We start from the raw sequence: 19,893 nt of genomic DNA, 5'->3' as shown, positions 1-19,893 counted from the left end.
CGAAATTTTACAACTCAGCCCGACAAATCTTTAAAAGATATTATTCAAAGCATAGCCATAACTCTCACCCTAATCAACCATCCCATTAATATCCGTCACCAGCACCTCGCTCATATAATCTAAAAACGGGCGCATATCCCGTAATACCTGGCAAACACTTTCAAAAAAGCCGGCATTCAAAAATTCTTCATCGGTAAAGCGGTGTACAACCAGGTATTGCTTGTACCGCAACAAGTCGATAGCTTCATGATCGGCGGGGTAACCTTTGGGAGTGGTTTTCACGGTTTCGCCACGCAGCGTGCCAAAGCTTTTGATAAAAGCTGCGCTGTTGAGGATATTGCGCAAGGGCTTAGCATCAAAAGCAATATCATCCCTGATGCGTTTTAAATCTTGCGGGTTGGGCGCCCAAAATCCGCAGGCAATAAAGGCATTCCCGGGCTCAAAATGGTAATAGTACCCGCCGCGCCTGTATTTGGTGGCGCGCCTGAAACTGCCGCTCCAATTGGTTTTATAGGGCGTTTTATCTTTACCAAACCGGGTGTCGCGGTAAATTCGGTGCATGCTTTTTTTACCGGTTGGCGTTTCAATAACATCGTGCAGATTTAAGTTGGCCAGAATGGCATCTACAAAACCCTCTACAAAACCAAGCTGTTGCTGGTAAAACTCCTTATGCACGGTAAACCATTCCCGGTTATTGTTATTTTTCAGGTCGGTTAAAAAATTGATGGCAGAAAGGGGCAATACAGGTTGGCTCATGCCGTCAAAAATAACTATTTACGCCTTAAAGTAAGCACTGCAATTTCGGGCCAGATGCCTATACGGCCTTTTAGCCCAAGGAAACCGAAGCCACGGTTTACGTATAAATATTTGCCGCTTTGCTCATAAAGGCCGGCCCATTGCTTGTACACATACTTAATGGGGCTCCACTTAAAGCCAAACAATTCAAAGCCAAACTGCGCACCATGCGTATGGCCGGATAAAGTAAGGTGAACATGCTGGTGGTGCCCCATAGTTACCGCATCCCAATGCGATGGATCATGCGACATCAGCACTTTAAAAGCGTCATCGGGCACGCGGGCGGCAGCCTTTTCCAAATCGCCATATTTGTGGAAACCGCCCTTGCCCCAGTTCTCTACGCCGATGAGCGCCAGCGATTCGCCATTTTTATCTATAGTTAACGATTCGTTTAAAAGCAGGCGGAAACCTATTTCCTTATGCACATTTTTCAGGCGTACAAGGTTGGCATCCTTATCGTTCACGTTATCCCAGCGCATATAATCGCCATAATCATGGTTGCCCAATACCGAATATTTGCCATAAGGGGCTTCCAGTTTGGCAAAGGCCGGTATCCAGGGATCCATTTCGGCAGCGTGGTTATTTACAAGGTCGCCCGTAAATAATATCATATCGCTCTGTTGGGCGTTCACCAGGTCGAGGCCTTTTTGCACACCCTCGGCATCGCTGAAACTGCCGGAATGAATATCAGATAACTGGGTGATGGTAAAACCATCAAATTCTTCGGGCAGGTCGGGGAAGTACAACGTCTCGCGCCTTACTTTGTAATAGTGGCGGCCGCGGGTAACACCAAACAACAGCAGCAGGAAAAACACCCCGGCTATGATGAGCACAAACTGGCTTACGCCCACGCTATGCGGCGGAAAGCCACGGAACAGGCGCGTAACATCTTCCAGTAATAAAACAATGCTGCCAATAAGTTTAGGCACAAATGATAACAGCATTAATGCCATTAACCACGATATAACTTTGGTTTTACCGGTAAAGGCGCTTAAAACGATAGTGGCGCCCAGCAAGCCATCAAAAAGCCAGTAGGCCAGGTAAACCGTTGTATTGACGGTAAGCGTTTGTACCGCCGCAAAAAAATAAACATCAATAATAAGCCATAGCAATACAATGGCAAGTACTCTTTTCTTCATACTTAGGTTAGACGAACAAGTATCAAAAAGATTTTAACCATTTAAACTTCATTGCGTTAAGATGACAAAAGGGGTTTGGTCCTTTAAAATTGTAGAGACGCATAATTGCGTCTCCCGTAGGATATTCAGAATTTTCATGGTCGGATTTATAGGTCGGACCTTGCATGTGTGATTTGCATGCGGGCTAAGACTCACCCGGCGAGGCTACGCCCGCCACCCTCTCTCTTCACCTGCGGTGGAAAGAGGGGCTTGAATGCTCAATATCAATATATTATAGAGAAAAAAATAATGAATTTTCAAGCCCCTCTTTCCGGCGAAGCCGAAGAGAGGGTGCCGCGCGTAGCGCCGGCGGGTGAGTCTTCACCGCCATGCGATATACGCCATTTTTACTTTCAGAATTTTGCGAAATTTTACAACTCAGGCAGACGCAATTATACGTCTCCACAAAAAAACGGATCATATCACCACCCTGAACGTCAAATTAACCCTCGCCTTCATCGGTTTTACAGATTTGGCTATGCGGTGTTCCCAATGCTCCTGCAATCCGGCCTTCATCAGAAGGAAAGAGCCATGTTCCAGCCGTACCGAATATTTTTCATGGTGATGCTGTTTGCTGCGGATATCAAAGCTGCGTACCTGCCCAAAACTTACCGATGCGATGACCGGGTTTTTGCCCAGTACATCTTCGCGGTCGCTGTGCCAGGCTACCGAGTCGTTGCCATCGCGGTAATAATTGAGCAGTACACTGTTGAATTGGATGCCGGCCAGTGGTTCTATTTTATTTTTAATCATCAGCAGTTCGGGCGTCCAGTAATTGGGCTTGCTTTGGGTTAGGGAGGCATAATCATAAACCTCCGGGTCGCCGTACCAGGCGGTCAAACGCGGGGTAATAATGTCTTTATCATAAATCCTTTGCATACGCTGTTTCCAGGGAGTTTCGGCAATAAACTTTTGAAGCAGGCTATCGCTTTCCTGCTCATTAAAAAGGCCTGGGCGGTAATCTAATAAATGGCTGGGCAGGCCCTTACTTTGCCCGGCATCAGGAAAAAAACATAGCTGTTCCATATCAACCTCCAACTTTTTTTAAGAAGATCTGTCTAAAAATATAAAACAGACCGTTATTGCTTCGTACCTATCCATTGCGCACTAAAATTTGCATAAACATTCGCATGAACGCTGGCTAAGACTCACCCGGCTACGCTACGCTGGCCACCCTCTCTTCACCTGCGGTGGAAAGAGGGGTTTGAACGTTGAATATCAAAAGTTTATCAAAAAAGTAAGTGATAAAATTTCAAGCCCCTCTTTCCGGCGAAGCCGAAGAGAGGGTGGCGGGCGCAGCGCAGCCGGGTGAGTCTTCACCGCCATGCGATATACGCCATTGTTCATTCTTTGCTAAATTTTTTTTTACAAAGATATTAAAATGCTAATATTTTTAGTATTAGATTTGTGGTCTGTTTCTGATGGAAGAATTTTATATCGATGTGGAACTCAGCCGGGGCATGACCCGGATACAGGTGGACGAGGTGCCGCCTGAGCAATGGGATTTGCCCTATGCGCCGCAATTTATCATCGAGTTTTATAACGGCCGGGAATTTATCACCATGATGCTGCAACTTGAGCAGGGGGAATGGTATGATCGTAACGCCCGTGTACAGGATGACGATATACAGCGTTATTTTGAACCTGTGCCCGACCCGCGTAATGCCGATTATGAAAGCCCGTTAAGTGTACAGGCCATCCATGAAATTGGGCAGGCTATCAGCAGGCACATGGTAGTGCACCTAACGGTTTATATGGGATTATTTATACCTGTTTTTCGTGAACCAACTTTAAACTGAAACTCATGGAAGCAAAAAAGGATATTATCAGCCAGCTGAAAAAAGATATTTTATTGTGGGAGGGTTTTAAAGCGCCCATTGCCGGGGCCGACGATAGCTTTGGCCTGGGGCCTATTGAGGCTGCTTTTCCAAATGGGATTTTCCCGGTAGGGGCAGTGCATGAGTTTTTAACTACCGAGCCGGAGCATGCCGCGGCCACCAGCGGCTTTATTGGCGGCATACTGGCCCAGCTGATGCGTAACAATGGGGTTTGCTTGTGGATAAGCAAAGCGCGTACGGTTTTCCCGCCCGCGCTTAAGGTATTTGGAGTACCGCCTGAGCGGGTGATATTTATAGATCTGCAGCGCGAAAAAGATTTGCTTTGGGCAACCGAAGAAGCCCTGAAATGCGATGGCCTGGCAGCCGTTATTGCCGAATTGCCGGGCATCAACTTTACCCAGTCGCGCCGTTTGCAGCTGGCGGTTGAAAGTAGTAAGGTTACCGGCTTTGTTTTACGCACCGATGCTAAAAAGCTAAGTACCACCGCCTGTGTGTCCCGCTGGCAAATAACGCACCTGCCCAGCGAGTTGGAAGATGGTTTACCCGGCGTCGGTTTCCCGCGCTGGCAGGTAGAACTTTTAAAGGTGCGTAACGGCAACCCCGGCTGCTGGCAGGTGGAATGGGTGGCCGGCAGCTTTGCGCTGGTTGTTGAAGAGAAGGCGGTAACAGAAATAGCATACCATCAATATGCCTAAGCGATTCATGTCCATATGGTTTCGTCATTTAACTACCGACTGGCTTACCCTGAAGCAGCCGGAGCTGAAAGATGTGCCTTTTGTTTTTGCGATAAAAGATCACGGCCGCATGGTAATAACCGCCACCAACCATGCTGCCGAAGTGCATGGTGTAAAAGCAGGTATGGTTGCTGCCGATGCCAAAGCCATAATAGTTGGCCTGCAGGTGATAGATGAACAACCTGATAGGGCCGCCAAATTATTACATGCCTTAGGCGAGTGGTGCATCCGCTACACGCCCATCATCGCTATTGATTTGCCCGATGGGCTGATCCTTGATGTATCCGGTTGTACCCACCTTTGGGGGGGCGAACGGGAATACCTGAAAACGATAGTACTTAAATTAAGAAGCAAGGGCTACGATGCCCGCGCCGCCATGGCCGATAGCATTGGCGCGGCCTGGGCCGTTGCGCGTTTTGGCAGGCTGAGCCCCATTGTTGAAAGCTATGGGCAGGCCACGGCATTGCTGCCATTACCGCCGGTGGCCTTGCGGCTGGAGCCGGTTATTACCGAACGTTTGCAAAAACTGGGGCTGCGTACCATCGGCAGTTTTATCCGAATGCCACGGTCGGTACTACGCCGCCGGTTTGGGGAGCATTTGTTGATGCGGCTTAACCAGGCTTTGGGTAACGAGGATGAGCCGATGCAATTATTACAGCCCGTTGAACCCTACCAGGAACGCCTGCCCTGCATGGAACCCATCAATACCGCCACCGGGATAGGGATAGCGATCAGGCGGTTACTGGAAAGTATATGTAAACGGCTGCAACAGGATGGCAAAGGGTTACGAACGGGTGTACTTAAGTGCTACCGGGTGGATGGTAAGGTAGAGCAGGTGCAGATAGGCACAAACCGTGCATCGCATCATGTGGAGCATCTTTTTAAATTATTCGAGCTTAAAATAGCCACGATAGAGCCTGCCCTGGGTATCGAGCTTTTTGTGCTGGATGCCCCCAAAGTAGATGATGCCGACCCTGTACAGGAACGCCTGTGGTGCGAGGTTGGCGGCCTGGATGATACAGGAGTAGCCGAACTGCTGGACAGGATTGCCGGTAAAATAAATACCAATGTTATTCGCCGTTACCTGCCTGATGAGCATTACTGGCCCGAGCGATCTGTCAGAAAAGCCGCTACTATCCTGGAGAAACCAACTACCGCCTGGCGCATCAGCAGGCCACGGCCCACACAGCTTTTGGCCCGGCCCGAACCGGTTAAGGTCACTTCGCTGGTGCCCGATTATCCGCCCATGCTTTTTATCTACCAGGATAAAGTACACCCAATCAAAAAGGCAGATGGCCCCGAGCGTATTGAGCGTGAATGGTGGCTTGAAAATGGCGAACGCCGGGATTATTACCATGTTGAAGATATGGATGGCAAGCGTTACTGGATCTTTCGCCTGGGGGCCTATGTGGCCGGTGAAACAAATCAATGGTTTATTCATGGCTTTTTTGCATAGGTTATGGAGTATACGGAATTACAGGTTACCAGCAATTTTAGCTTCCTGCGCGGCGGCTCGCATCCTGCCGAGCTGGTTGAGGCCGCAGTTAAGCTGGGTTATACTGCCATTGCCCTTACTGACCGTAATACCGTTGCCGGTGTAGTACGTGCCCATGCCGCTGCAAAAAGTGCCGGCATCCGTTTTATCCCGGCCTGTCGGCTTGATTTGTTGGACGGCCCCAGTCTGCTGGCTTATCCTACCGATATTACAGCCTGGGGGCGTTTGTGCGCTTTGCTTACTAAAGGTAACCTGCGTACCGAAAAGGGCAAATGCGAGCTGTATAAAAATGATGTTTTTGAACATGCCGAAGGCATAAAATTTATAGTGATACCCCCCGATGAATTAAACACCTGGTTTGATTTTGATGATTCATTTAAGCAGGATTTAAAGGAATACCGGATAGCTTTAGGCCATGATTTATATATAGCCGCAACGCGCTCATACCATGGCGATGATGCTAAACGCTTTTACCGGCTTTCGCAGTTAACCATCCCTATGGTGGCTACCAATGATGTGCATTACCACGTGGAGGAGCGGCGCGAATTGCAGGATGTGGTAACCTGTGTACGCGAAAAGTGCACCATTCATAACGCCGGTTTCCGGCTGCATGCCAATGCTGAAAGACACCTGAAACCTATTGAAGAGATGGAACGCCTGTTTCAGCAATATCCTGATGCCCTGACACGTAGCCGCGAGATTGCCGAAGCCTGCCGTTTTTCATTGGATACTTTAAAATACCTGGAGCCCGAGTGGGTTAGCCCTGATGGGCGGACGGCAGATGAACACCTGGCATCCCATACCTGGGCTGGTGCCAAAAAAATGTTTAACGACGAGGAGTTTGAACAAGTGCGGGAGCAAATCCAATTTGAACTTGATTTTTTTAAAAAGCGCGAACTGGCACCCTATTTTTTGCGCATTTACGAGTATACGAAAAAAGCCGAAGAGTGGGGAATACTTCACCAGGGGCGCGGTTCGGCTGCTAATTGCGCAGTTTGTTTTTGTTTGGGGATAACTCCTGTTAATCCCACCAAATCGCGGTTGTTGTTTTCAAGATTCATGTCCGATTCGCGGGAGGAATGGCCCGATGTGGATGTTGATTTTGAACACGAGCGCCGGGAGGAAATTATCCAGTGGATATATGAAACCTATGGCCGCGAGCATGCAGGTATTGTAGCCACCGTTACGCAGGAGCGGCATAAAGGGGCCATACGCGATGTGGGGAAAGCTATGGGTATTTCTGTTGATACCATTAACCGGCTTGCAGGTGCTATCTGGGATTTTTCGGAAGAAGCCTTTGACCGCGAGCGCATTATTTCGCAGGGGCTTAATCCCGATGATCCGCTGTTGATGAAAGTACTGCAGCTAACCGATGAACTGATGGGCTTTCCCCGGCAGTTAGGGCAGCATACGGGTGGCTTTGTAATTATGCGGTGCAAGCTTTCGGATATCTGTCCCGTAATGAATGCCCGCATGGAAGACCGTACCCAACTGGAATGGAACAAAGATGACCTGGAAGATTTGGGCATTTTAAAGGTAGATGTGCTGGCTTTAGGCATGCTTACCTGTATCCGTAAAGGGTTTGACCTGGTTAAGCAGCACTACGGGCGGGAATTAACGCTGGCAAACGTGCCACAAGATGACCCTGCGGTATATGAAATGATTTGCCATGCCGATACCCTTGGCGTTTTCCAGATAGAAAGCCGCGCGCAAATGTCGATGCTGCCGCGATTGAAACCAAGGGTGTTTTATGACCTGGTGATAGAAGTAGCCATTGTGCGCCCGGGCCCTATACAGGGCGATATGGTGCACCCTTATTTACGCAGGCGCGATGGAATAGACCCTATAGAATATCCGTCTAAAGAACTGGAAGATATATTAGGGCGTACTAAAGGCGTGCCCTTATTCCAGGAGCAGGCGATGGAAATTGCCATTGTTGCAGCAGGTTTTACCCCCGCCGAAGCTGATCAGTTAAGGCGAAGTATGGCCACTTTTAAGGCTAAAGGACTTGTAAGTAAATTCAGGGATAAACTTGTGGCTGGCATGACGGCCAAAGGCTATACCGAAGAATTTGCCAAACGCATTTTTAAGCAACTGGAGGGCTTTGGCAGTTATGGTTTCCCCGAAAGCCATGCTACTTCGTTTGCGCATTTGGTATACATCTCATCATGGCTTAAGTGGTATTATCCTGATGTTTTTGCTGCGGCTTTGCTTAACAGCCAGCCTATGGGTTTTTACCAGCCGGCGCAGATAGTGATAGATGCCGAAAGGCATGGGGTAGTTGTACGCCCGGCAGATGTAAACCACTCTATGTGGGATAACACACTCGAAGAAAAAGATGGTAAGTTTTGTGCCGTACGTTTGGGCTTCAGGCAGGTGAACGGCCTGCGTGAGGACGACATGCAGGCGCTGATAGCCGGTCGCGGGAGCGGTTATACCAGCATTAGCCGGTTAAGCGATGCCGGTGTGCCACAAGCGGCTATTGAAAAGCTTACCGATGCCGATGCCTTCCGTTCCCTGAAACTTGATCGCCGCGAAGCTTTATGGGAAGTACCCGCGTTGAATGATAAGCCCATCGGCCTGTTTGCCGGCCAGCTATCCGAAAGTGCTATGGAGGCTCAGGTTACGTTGCCATTAATGACCCAGGCCGAGCATGTGGTACAGGATTATGCATCTACCGGTTTATCCTTAAAAGCTCACCCTGTTAGTTTTGTGCGCGAAAAACTGGATCTGTTAAAAGTAACAGCTACCGGCCGCCTGGCACAGCTAAAAGATGGCGACCCGGTTAAAGTGACCGGCCTGGTAACCGTACGGCAAAGACCCGGTACAGCTAAGGGGATTTTATTTATTACCATAGAAGACGAAACCGGCTTTGCCAACCTGGTGGCGTTTGAAAAGGTTTTTGATAAATACCGTAAAGAGATCTTACAATCACGCCTGCTGATGGTAGAGGGCAAATTGCAGGTGGAGGGAGAGGTAATCCATGTGATAGCACATCGCTTTTTTAACCTGTCGACACTATTACGCGGCCTTACCGCCGCCCACACCGAAGATTTGCCGGTATTAACCCTATCGCGCAGCGATGAAATAACCTCGTTGGTTACGCCGGTTAAGGAGATTTTTCACAAAGGCAGGAATTTTAAATAACAGGGGAAAAAGGAGAGCCAAGAATTAAGAGCCAAAAAAATAAAACTGTCGCGGGGTTATAACCCGTGACGAAAGGCTGGTTTCAGCTTTCAGCTGAACTCCGTAAGCTATAAGCTTACACCAGTTGTACCCACGAGTTACGCTACGCTAACCTCGCGGGAGTGGAAGAAAAAGACAAAACAAAAAATGAGCTTCACCCTCTATGCGGCGCAGCCGGAGAGAGGGTCGGCCAGCGCAGCGTAGCCGGGGTGAGTCGTGACCGGCGTTCAAAACCGCCATTGCTATAAACGCTAAATGTTCCTGGAAAATCAAATTTTAAATAGCTTCCTGATAAACCGAATATGAAAATTGCAGCTTTAAAAGCTGTTTGTTAATTGAAGTTGAGTGTTAACCATGAATATTTATAATATGTTAATTATCAATTGTTTATAATTTAATTTTTTAAAATGTGTTAAGTTATGTTAACCCAATTATATGCGTTTGCCATAATTCATGACTTTAATATCCGGCTCAAATAAAATTTATATTAACATTGCAACCGAAAATATGAACGAGACAAACCCGGCAATGCAGATGGCTTTTGATTACCTGGAAACAACCAATACGGTTGTTTTTTTAACGGGTAAGGCAGGCACGGGTAAAACCACTTTTTTACAGCGGGTACGGCAGGAATCAAAAAAGAAAATGGCTGTTGTAGCGCCTACGGGCGTAGCTGCTATTAATGCGGGCGGCATGACTATTCATTCGCTGTTCCAGATCGCCTTCGGCCCCATCATCCCGGCAGGTAATACGCGGCCCGAAATGCATTATAGCCCCGAGAAAAAGGAATTGTTATCCAGCCTGGAGCTGCTTATCATCGATGAAGTAAGTATGGTTCGGCCCGATGTGCTTGACCAGATAGACCTGATATTACGAAACCTGAAAGGCACCGCCCAGCCTTTTGGCGGTGTACAGCTTTTGCTCATAGGCGATCTGTCGCAGCTAAGCCCCATCATCCGCGATGAGGAATGGATGATGCTTGGGCGGTATTATAGTACCCCCTATTTCTTCAGCAGCCTGGTAATGCAAAAAGCACCCTATGTAAAAATTGAACTGGATCATGTGTACAGGCAAAAAGAACAGGCCTTTGTTGATATTTTGAACGAGGTGCGTAACCAAACTATCAGCCCCGGTAACCTGGAGTTGCTGAATGCCCGGCACCAGCCCGGCTTTCGGCCAACGGCCGAAGAGCCTTACATCACCCTTACTACACATAACTCCATTGCCCAGCAGCTGAATAACGAATTTGTGGAAGCATTGGAAGGGCAGGAGTTTGAATTTGCGGCCACTATCCGCGGCGAGTTCCCCAAGGATGCTTATCCCACTGAAACCAACCTGAAGCTTAAAATAGGCGCCCAGGTAATGTTTGTGAAAAACGATAGCTCGGCCGAAAAGCTTTTTTATAATGGCAAGATAGGGGTGATAACCCGGATAGAACCAGATACTGTTTTTGTGCGCTGCGGGCAGGAAGAACGCGAAATTGCCGTACAGGCTTTGGAGTGGACCAATATTAAATACCAGCTGGAAGATCAGCAAATTAACGAGACCAATGCAGGCAGCTTTGCCCAGATCCCGCTTAAACTGGCCTGGTCTATCACCATTCATAAAAGCCAGGGCCTGAGTTTTGATAAAGCCATTATTGATGTAAGCGAGGCTTTTGCCCACGGGCAGGCATACGTAGCGCTCAGCCGTTGCCGAACCTTGTCGGGAATGGTATTGCGTAACCCTATTGCTGCAAATAATATTATTGGCGACCCCGCCGTTGCCCGTTTTAATGAGCAGGCAAAGTCCCTTAAACCGGATGAGGAAAGACTGGAACGCGACCGCGAGCTATATCGCCAATCGTTGCTGGCCGAGTTGTTCAATTTCAGCGGTTTACAAAACCGGGTCGCCGGGTTTGAAGAGGCGACGCCAGACATGGAAAAAGATATTTTTAACGTGGCCGAAAAGTTATCTCAGCAATTAGCCACTTATCAGCCCGAACGCATCCAAAAAGCGGCCCTCTATTTCAAAGATAAACTGACTGAAGCCACCGGAAACCTCCATCAGCAAATCCCGGTGCTTATGGGCTTATCTAAAGATAAAGAAACAAAAGCCGCCAAAGCGGATAAACTGATTCAATGGATGATGGCCCGAATCGCGTTAATGGACCATTTTTCTGGAAATACTTTTACCGCAACTACATATCTTGAAGAAAAGCGGAAGGCACAAGACCAGGCTGGTTCAAACCAATCAAACTCCTACGTTAAGGCTTTGAACGAAAAGCCAAATCAACAGCTTTTTGACCAGTTAATGGCTTGGCGCGATACCGCAGCTGAGAGGGAAAATATAATGCCGGGAATGGTATTATCAGAGAAGACGGTTGCCGCTGTTGCCGAAAAATTGCCACCCACCATCAAAGCTTTGGGTGCCATTAAAGGGGTCGGCCCGCAAAAAGCCACACAATATGGCCCGCAGCTCATCGCCATGATCCGCTCTTATCTGCAGGAAACATTGGGTGCCGAAATGGAACAGGGGAATTTGTTTTAGAAAGAAGATCTTAAACCCGACATTGATAAAGCCGGTATATTCAGGTTTGCTTTATCGCCCACAAGTTGTCATTTCGAATGAACCAGGGTGGGAATGAGCGCTGGAGTGAAGAGAAATCTTGAACGCCACGCATTCCATCAAGCTGATCAGGATGCAATGCGTCTAAGATTTCTCACTCGTACCTCGTTTCGAAATGACATTTTTTATTTGAAAAGATTCAGGTGCATGGAATCCTGAAAAAAGATAGAATCAGGTGGTTTTAGCCAAATTTATTCCTACAGAAACGCTACTCGCGGAAATCCAACAAAAACACTTTCCGATTAATAAAGTTGAAGTATCTTAGGTTATTGATTGAAAGGTGATATAATAAACACCATCTTTCAATACTACATCTATAAAAACAAACTTCTTTAAAAAATGATCAGCAAAAAGATATTTGCCATTATTCCAGTTGCTTTAATTTTATCTGCCGGTGTTCAGGCACAGCTTTATAAAAATCCTAAAGCGCCCGTTGCACAACGTGTAGCCGATTTGTTAAAACGGATGACGCTGGAAGAAAAAGTTGGGCAAATGAGCATGTCGTCGCTAAGCGAAGCAAGCAAAAGCAAGATTGCTTACGGTGTATTGGAGAGCCCTTTTACCAATGTTTATGATATTGCCCAACAATCGATTGCCGCCAAAAAATACTCGCGCGAGCATACCCGGCTTGGTATTCCACCCATACAAATTGGAGAATGCCTGCATGGGCAATTATCGGCCGGCGCCACTACCTTCCCGCAGGCAATAGCGCAGGGGAGCACCTGGAACCCGGCGCTGATTGAGCAAATGGGCGCTGCCATTGCTTACGAGGCATCAACATCGGGCGTTGATGAAGCCCTGTCGCCACTTTTTGATCTGATCAGGGATGCCCGCTATGGCAGGGTAGAGGAATGCTTTGCCGAAGACCCTTACCTGGTTGGCCAGTTGGGTTCGGCATTTGTACGGGGCATGCAGGGCGATCCTGCCAAAACAAAAACAAGCATTGCCTTTGATAAAGTAATGTGTACAGGCAAACACTTTGCCGCCTACAGCAAACCTATTGCCGGTATTAACCTTGCCCCATCTGAGCTTGGCGAGCGAGAGCTGCGATCAATGTTTTTACCACCGTTTAAGGCAGCTGTACAAGAGGCCAACATAGCGGCTATTATGCCATCGTATAACGAGATTGACGGTATCCCGGCCCACAGTAATGAATTTTTGTTGAAGCAGATATTGCGTAAGGAATGGGATTTTAAAGGTTATGTTTTTTCGGATTATGGCGGCCTAAGTCAACTGTATAATTTCCACAAGGTGGCCAAAACCGCTTCGGATGCGGCACTTTTGGGAATCAAAGCCGGGGTAGACCTGGAGGCATCGCGCCCGGATGTTTATGGTCATTTGATTGAATTAGTAAAGGCAGGTAAGGTAAAGGAAGCACAGATAGATACCGCCGTAACCCGTATCCTGACCATGAAATTTAAAGCAGGCCTTTTTGAAAAGCCGCTGCCCGATACTGCACGCATTAAAAGCAGGTTACATACCGATGAACATATCAAACTCTCGCAGCAAATAGCCGAAGAATCTATCATCTTGTTAAAAAATGAAAAAAGCCTGTTGCCTTTAAATATCAGCAAATTGAAATCGATAGCTGTTATCGGTCCCAATGCCAATAAAGTACAATACGGCGATTATAGCTTTACCCGCGATAACCTATCGGGCGTAACCGTTTTGGAGGGGATAAAGCAATTTGCAGGAAATAACTTAAAAGTAAATTATGCTAAAGGCTGCGAGCTATCCGGCTTGGACAAAAGCGGTTTTGATGAAGCTGTAAAAACCGCCAATGAAAGCGACGCGGTCGTTGTGGTGTTGGGTACTACAAGTGTAGTATGGTCGGGTGTGGGGTGGAACGGGCAGGCTCCGGGTAACGAGCCTAAAGATCCATTTACCTGCGGCGAGGGTTATGATGTAACCGACATTAACCCACAAGGTGTTCAGCGTGAGTTGTTGCAGGCGGTTTATAAAACCGGCAAGCCGATGATATTGGTATTAGTACACGGCCGCCCGTGGAGCATTAGTTGGGAGAAAGATAATGTACCGGCTATTTTAGAAGCCTGGTACCCCGGCGAAAAAGGCGGTACTGCCATTGCCAATATCCTTTTCGGAAAGGTAAACCCATCTGGTAGGTTAAATATGAGCGTGCCCCAATCAACAGGGCATATCCCGATATTTTATAACTATGTTAACTCATCAAAAGGAATTAACCGCCAGCATGGCACCATTGAAAAACCGGGACAGGATTATGTATACTCATCAACCGATCCTTTGTTTGCTTTCGGGTATGGCTTAAGTTACACCACTTTTCAATACGATAACTTAAAGGTATCTAAACCCGTATTCAGTAAAAATGAACGGGTGTCAGTTTCGGTAGATGTTAAAAATACAGGTGCTGTTCTGGGCAAAGAGGTGGTGCAATTGTACCTGGGCAACAAGATCAACTCGGTAAGTACACCCGAAATGAGCTTAACGCGATTTAGCAAAATATCCCTTGCCCCGGGTGAGGTAAAAACGGTGAGTTTTACCATTAGCTATAAGGATTTAGCAATTTGGAACAGGCAAATGAAATTGGTTACCGAGCCGGGAACTTTTGATGTAATGATAGCAAAAGCTGCCGATAACGTGGTGCTGAAAAAGCAGCTGGAATATAGATAGGCCTAATTACAGGTTTAAAAAGGGGCGGTGATGATTGAGTTTGCCGAACCAAAGTGAAAAACTTACGAAGTTTAACTCCATTTAATTGTTTTTCAATGGAATCGTTGATGGCTTTGCCGTTTTAAAACTTCGTAAGTCTGGGATTTTTTCACTTGTTTCTAACAATGATGTGTGTGGTTTTAAATACCTACACTATCTTCATCTCTTCTGCATTCCACTTAATTACCTTGTTTTCAAAATAGCTGTCGTTACAGGCCAGGCAAGGTGCCGCAGCCCTGAAACCAAATACGGCGTCTTCTACAACAGGTTTACCTGTACGTATGGAATCAAAGAAGTTGGCAAAGTGATCGTTTGATGCATTATACCCTTCCGGGGCGCGGTAACTCTCGCCTGGGAGAATAGGCTGCTGCTGGTCGGCCTGCGAAAAGCGTTTGTTATAATCGTCCATTAACGCTTTTTGCTGGGCTTCGGTAAAAGTTGATAACGAATCCCAGCCTCCGATGCCCGTAGCTACCGGCATTTTGTTTTTGCGGATAGAAAAGCTATCATCGCCCATCAGGTCCATCACACCTTCTGAACCTACTATTTTGGTAGTACTGTGATCGCCCTCGCCGCTGATGAAGTTTACCCGCAGTGTTACCTGGAACGCTGGGTGTTCTTTTGTTTCGCCGTAATGGATCACGGCGCTCATTACATCCGGCACATTGCGGCCATCTTTCCAGTAGGCCAGGTCGCCGATTGAGTAGATTCTTTCGGGTCCTTTGGAGCCGGTTATAAAGTGTATGCCGCTTAGCAGGTGAACAAAAAGGTCGCCGGCAACCCCGGTACCATACTCGCGGTAATTACGCCATCTGAAAAAACGCTTGCCGTCATAATCATATTTCAGTTTGGCGTTTGATTGAAACCTTGCCCAATCTACAGTCTGTGGCGATGCATCAAAGGGAATAGTGTATTGCCAGGCCCCAAGCGCGCTTTGCCTGTTAAAAGATGCCTCGATAGAGTTGATTTTGCCAATGGCACCGGCCTCATACAATTCTTTTGCTTTTTTATAGGCAATGCTGCTTACCCGCTGGCTACCAACCTGTAAAATCATTTTTGTTTCCTGTTGCGCCTTAATCTCGGCAAGGCCCTGGCTTATCTGGTGTACCATGGGTTTTTCGCTGTAAACGGCTTTGCCGCTGCGCATGGCATCAATGGCTATCTGGCTGTGCCAGTTATCGCTGGTTGCTACAATAACGGCATCTATATCCTTGCGGGCCAATATTTCGCGATGATCGCCGGTAGTGAACAGGGTAGATCCGTAAAGTTCTTTAGCCCTGTCAAGGCGGCCTTTGTAAAGGTCGCAGCAGGCTACCAACTCAACACCGGGTACGGTTAATGCGGCCCTGGTATCGGCAAAACCCATAATGCCCATGCCTATGGTGGCAATCCGGATTTTATCATTAGGCCCCACGCGCTTTTCGGTGCTCAGGATGCGGAGCTCATGTTCTTCTTTGGCTGCCAGGCTATTAAGCGTAGCCGAAGTAAGCAAAACGGAAGCACCCAGGTGCTTAATAAATTTTCTGCGGTCGGTTGACATGGTAAATTAAGTTTTAAATAATGTTGGCACAAACCGCAAGGGGCGGTTACATAGGTTTGCGAGAGGCAATTTAGCAAACCAAAACTAAAATGCAATCAAAATTTATTTAATCCTTAAATAACAGGTATCAATCACGTTTGGTGCCTTTTACCTTAGCCCTTTCTCCTTCAGAAATTTTATTAATAGGGCCGGATGATCTGTCTGCAGGCCCTTTAAGCCTTTGTCTAACGCGTTATTCCAATCGGCCGGACCCTCGCCTGCACTTTGGATATCAGGCCAGGCCGGGATGTTGTATTTGGCTGCAAGGGCTACCATATCATTGGTGTATTGGTTGTATGAGCCGTCAAGGATATCGGGCTGATATTTATTGATAAAGCTTTCCATTGCCGCTACCGTTTTAACGCTATCGGGCATACTCAGCATCAGGGGCATTTTTGGCGCGGCCTTACGCCAGCCGGTGAACTGGGTTGCGCTATTGATGTATACCAGCACTTGTTTTTCCATGCCGTATTGTTTTATCATCTGGTAGGCTTGTTCCGGGTCGGCGGCTTTAAAATCAAGGTAAATATTGATCTTGTTTTTGCATGTAGTAAGTATCTGCTTAAAGGTAGGGATATGGTATACGGTTTTATCTGTGGTATCCTTGCTTTTTACTTTTAGCTGTTCCAGCTCGTCAATGGTAAAATCTTTAACGTTGCCTTTGCCGTCGGTCATGCGGTTGATAGTGCCATCGTGCATGCTAACCAGCTCGCCGTCTTTAGTAGTGCGCAGGTCAATCTCTACATAGTCAGCCTCGTTCCTGATGGCCTCCTCATAGGCTGCTAAGGTGTTTTCAGGATAAATAACATGGTCTCCGCGGTGGGCCGCTATAATAAATTTATGTTTTGATTTTGGGGCCGGGTTAGGCGTAAACGAAGTTAGGCCTGCTATGAAGGCTATAATGGTGATAAACAAAAAATTCATGATTATTGATTTAGTAAGATAGTAAAGCCCGGGTTTAACCGGGCTTTTTGGCTAATAAGTGTTAGTTAACTATTGTGCCCGATGTTTTTTTACCTTTTTGCTTGTAATGGTCGTTGCGTTCCCGGTCTTCATCGTCCATATCAACACCTTTTTTAATTTTGCGCCAGTTGGTGTTTTTGCTGTAACGCGCCATTGCCTTTTTTGTATCAAATATGCGCGTATCGCTTGGTATAAAAGTATATGGGGTATAGTCGGGCTTATCGGTAAAAAAATCTTGTAATAACGATGCGGTAACGTCGTACTGGTTTACATAAGGCACATCCAGCACGTTATAAATGGTTTTTAATATCGAACCAAAATTGGCATGGGTGTGGCTTACATAGCCTTTTTTAACATACGGGCCAGCCAGCATCAGGATAGACCGGTGGGCATCCACATGATCGACACCGCCTTGCGGATCATCCTCGGTAATAATTACCAGCATGTTTTTCCAGTATTTAGTGTGCGACAGGAAATCGAGCATGCGGCCAATAGCAAGGTCGTTATCGGCCATGTACGATTGCCTGTACGGGTAGCCGTCTTTAGGCCTTACATCTGCTCCATGGTCATTAGGAACCTGCATGGTTATCAGCGAAGGCATTTTCTTTTTACCGGTAATCCACATCCTGGTAAACTCGCTTTTAAACTGCTCAACACGGAATTGGTCGGGGATATTGGTGTTAAAGCCGGCGTAGTTATGGCTGGTACGTGTGTATAAAGCCTTTTGCATAGGCACCATAACAATATGGGCTGCACCGGTGTTGGTATCTTCCCATTCTTCGCGCACGTGTGCGGTTTCGTTGGCCTCGCCAAAATTGTAAAAGTCTACATGCTTGCGCTCCAGGGCTTCCCACAGGCCCCCTGTTTCGGCATAGTCTTCAGGGTCCATACTGCCTGTTGAACCGGGAAAACGGCGACCGGGGGCGTTTGAAAATAGTTTAGCGGTTTTGCTCACGTTGGAGTTTGCTTCCACCCATTCGTTGGGGATAACGCCCATCATCCAGTGGTGGCCATGTATAGATGCATCACTATCGCAGTAATAATTATCACTGAAAGCGTACTGTGTGGCTACCTTAATATGGTTGGGCGATACATTAAGGTTAGGGAACTGCATCCGGGTAGCATCCGGCAACGTATACTCGCAATGCACGCCGAAACGGGCCAGGGTACTATCGCCTTTGGCGTTGGGCAACTGGCCTAAAATTTCGTCGTAGGTGCGGTTTTCTTTGGTAATGTATACAATGTATTTGATAGGCGTAGGCGATGAGCCTGGCAGCACCGGTAATGGGTTGTTGGTAGCAGCATCAACCGGTTTACTTATAAATGTATTGCTGATAACTTGTTGGGTGTACCCGGCCAGCTGCGCATTATCGGGCATGGCAACTTTTTGAAAGGTGCCTAACTGTATATCGCCGATGTAGGTACCTTGCGGTGGGGCAACAAAACTATGGCCGCCGTTGGGGCCGGCGCCGTAGCCGCGGCAGGATGTGATATACAGTTCCTTTTCATCGGCCGATAATTTTACCCTTGATGTTCCCCAGCCAGTTGGGATAAGCCCTTTGGTGGTTTGGGTAGGGATATCAATTACCGCAACGGCATTGAAACCTAAAAGCGCTACGTAAAGTGTTTTTTCATCTTTACTTAAGCTAATGCCGAAAGGTAACAGTCCTCGGAATTTATCAATACGAATGTCAACTTTAATCGGGATATCGCCCAGCAGCTTATGGTTTTTGTAATCGATAATGGTGATATTATCATTTGTGGCATTGGTAACATAAGCATATTGGCTGCCAACAGCTATTGAGTTTGGGCTTGCGCCGCCGGTTACTTCGGCATCTTCCAGCATCTGGCCAACCTGGTGGCCGGTTTTAAATTTATTGATCACCTTGTTGGTTGCCAGGTCGATAGTGAAAACGCTCATAGCCTCGGGCGATGAAGGGCTGCCAACACCGGGAATCTTTCGGCCTTCAACAACAGTTCCCTCGCGCGACTCTTTGGTGTTATCGCCATAAGGGTGCCGCGAGATCATGATTGAATCGGCATTTTTAGGGGTAGCTCCGGTTATTAATGGGTAAGAATACATGCCTACGTTGGCCACAAAGGCTGTTTTTTTATCGGGGCTTAAAGCCAGGCCAAAGGGCTGGCGACCTACATTGATTGATGCGGTTATTTTTTTTGTTTCCAGATTAATCCGCACCATACGGAAGTTTCCCCTGTCCAGCACCAGTAACTCGTTTCTATCGGCATTAAACAGTAGGTCGGATGTGAAGCTGTCGTCATAATCTTTATTGCCAACCCTGCCATTTAATGATAGCGAATCTGTTTTTATAAACTTTTCGGCATCGTATACAATCACAGCGCCATTATCGCCACCGCTCAGGTACAGTGTTTTTGAATCGGACGAAAATGCTACACCCAAAAACGAACCATTAGATAAAGGAGAAGCGATCTTTTTATCGTATGATGGTACCCTTGAGCTGCCCATGGTGGCAATATCAATAAGGGTGATAACACCGTTATGCAGCGTTACCGCTTTTTTGCCGTCGGGAGATATGGATAACCCGAAAGGATCATGCGTTATGCGGATGGTTTGGCCGGCTGGTGTTATTAACCTGCCGCTGGGTAAAACAGATGCGCCGGCAGTATCTATTTTACAGTATTGATTAATCCCGGGTACCTGTAAAATGCTTACCTGCTGCTTTTGGGCAAAGGCGCATGGCATAAGCCCAATGCCGATTGCGAATGATAAAAGAAACTTGTTTTTAACTGGCATAGATAAATTGTTTTTAACCAAATAAAGGCCCCCGTTTGACGAGGGCCTTTGCAAAGT

Annotated in this window: 12 protein-coding genes; 6 read left to right on the top strand and 6 right to left on the bottom strand. The window is 47.2% G+C overall.

Annotation, left to right across the window (positions count from 1 at the left end; genetic code table 11):
• Positions 1-69 precede the first annotated feature (69 nt).
• From BMX56_RS18480 to BMX56_RS18470, 3 genes are all read right to left on the bottom strand, one after another.
• Positions 70-756, bottom strand: coding sequence for a DUF2461 domain-containing protein (locus BMX56_RS18480; protein WP_090651158.1), 687 nt, complete (start codon positions 754-756; stop codon positions 70-72).
• 14 nt (positions 757-770) lie between these two features.
• The gene (locus BMX56_RS18475) at positions 771-1,934 is read right to left on the bottom strand and encodes a metallophosphoesterase (RefSeq protein WP_090651157.1); all 1,164 of its coding nucleotides are present in this window, start codon (positions 1,932-1,934) and stop codon (positions 771-773) included.
• A gap of 456 nt (positions 1,935-2,390) precedes the next feature.
• Positions 2,391-2,999, bottom strand: coding sequence for an alpha-ketoglutarate-dependent dioxygenase AlkB family protein (locus BMX56_RS18470; protein WP_090651367.1), 609 nt, complete (start codon positions 2,997-2,999; stop codon positions 2,391-2,393).
• Between the two features lie 395 nt (positions 3,000-3,394).
• Here BMX56_RS18470 and BMX56_RS18465 point away from each other — a divergent pair, with 395 nt between their 5' ends.
• From BMX56_RS18465 to BMX56_RS18440, 6 genes are all read left to right on the top strand, one after another.
• A complete protein-coding gene (locus BMX56_RS18465) occupies positions 3,395-3,772 on the top strand; it encodes a hypothetical protein (RefSeq protein WP_090651156.1) in 378 nt (125 codons plus the stop codon).
• 5 nt (positions 3,773-3,777) lie between these two features.
• Entirely contained in the window at positions 3,778-4,506 is a 729-nt protein-coding gene (locus BMX56_RS18460; protein WP_090651155.1) for an ImuA family protein, read from the top strand.
• Positions 4,499-6,001: a Y-family DNA polymerase gene (locus BMX56_RS18455; protein WP_090651154.1), complete on the top strand. Its 1,503-nt coding sequence runs from the start codon at positions 4,499-4,501 to the stop codon at positions 5,999-6,001. The genes BMX56_RS18460 and BMX56_RS18455 overlap by 8 nt, the downstream gene beginning before the upstream one ends.
• Positions 6,002-6,004: 3 nt before the next feature.
• Positions 6,005-9,187, top strand: a complete 3,183-nt coding sequence (locus BMX56_RS18450; protein ID WP_090651153.1) for an error-prone DNA polymerase — start codon at positions 6,005-6,007, stop codon at positions 9,185-9,187.
• Positions 9,188-9,733: 546 nt separating this feature from the next.
• On the top strand, positions 9,734-11,755 hold the full coding sequence (locus BMX56_RS18445; protein ID WP_177183857.1) for an HRDC domain-containing protein: 2,022 nt from the start codon (positions 9,734-9,736) through the stop codon (positions 11,753-11,755).
• A gap of 417 nt (positions 11,756-12,172) precedes the next feature.
• The gene (locus BMX56_RS18440) at positions 12,173-14,482 is read left to right on the top strand and encodes a glycoside hydrolase family 3 N-terminal domain-containing protein (RefSeq protein ID WP_090651151.1); all 2,310 of its coding nucleotides are present in this window, start codon (positions 12,173-12,175) and stop codon (positions 14,480-14,482) included.
• Positions 14,483-14,669: 187 nt separating this feature from the next.
• On the opposite strand, the gene BMX56_RS18435 is transcribed toward BMX56_RS18440, so the two are convergent.
• The 3 genes from BMX56_RS18435 to BMX56_RS18425 form a co-directional block, all read right to left on the bottom strand.
• Positions 14,670-16,061, bottom strand: coding sequence for a Gfo/Idh/MocA family protein (locus tag BMX56_RS18435; RefSeq protein WP_090651150.1), 1,392 nt, complete (start codon positions 16,059-16,061; stop codon positions 14,670-14,672).
• A 147-nt stretch (positions 16,062-16,208) separates the two neighbouring features.
• The gene (locus BMX56_RS18430) at positions 16,209-17,024 is read right to left on the bottom strand and encodes a glycerophosphodiester phosphodiesterase family protein (protein WP_090651149.1); all 816 of its coding nucleotides are present in this window, start codon (positions 17,022-17,024) and stop codon (positions 16,209-16,211) included.
• 61 nt (positions 17,025-17,085) lie between these two features.
• A complete protein-coding gene (locus tag BMX56_RS18425; RefSeq protein WP_218152451.1) occupies positions 17,086-19,836 on the bottom strand; it encodes a hypothetical protein in 2,751 nt (916 codons plus the stop codon).
• Positions 19,837-19,893: the final 57 nt, after the last annotated feature.

Source organism: Mucilaginibacter sp. OK283 (assembly GCF_900110415.1).
Taxonomy (GTDB): domain Bacteria; phylum Bacteroidota; class Bacteroidia; order Sphingobacteriales; family Sphingobacteriaceae; genus Mucilaginibacter.
The sequence above is the reverse complement of the archived record's forward strand: the minus strand, read 5'-3'. Positions and strand labels throughout refer to the sequence as shown.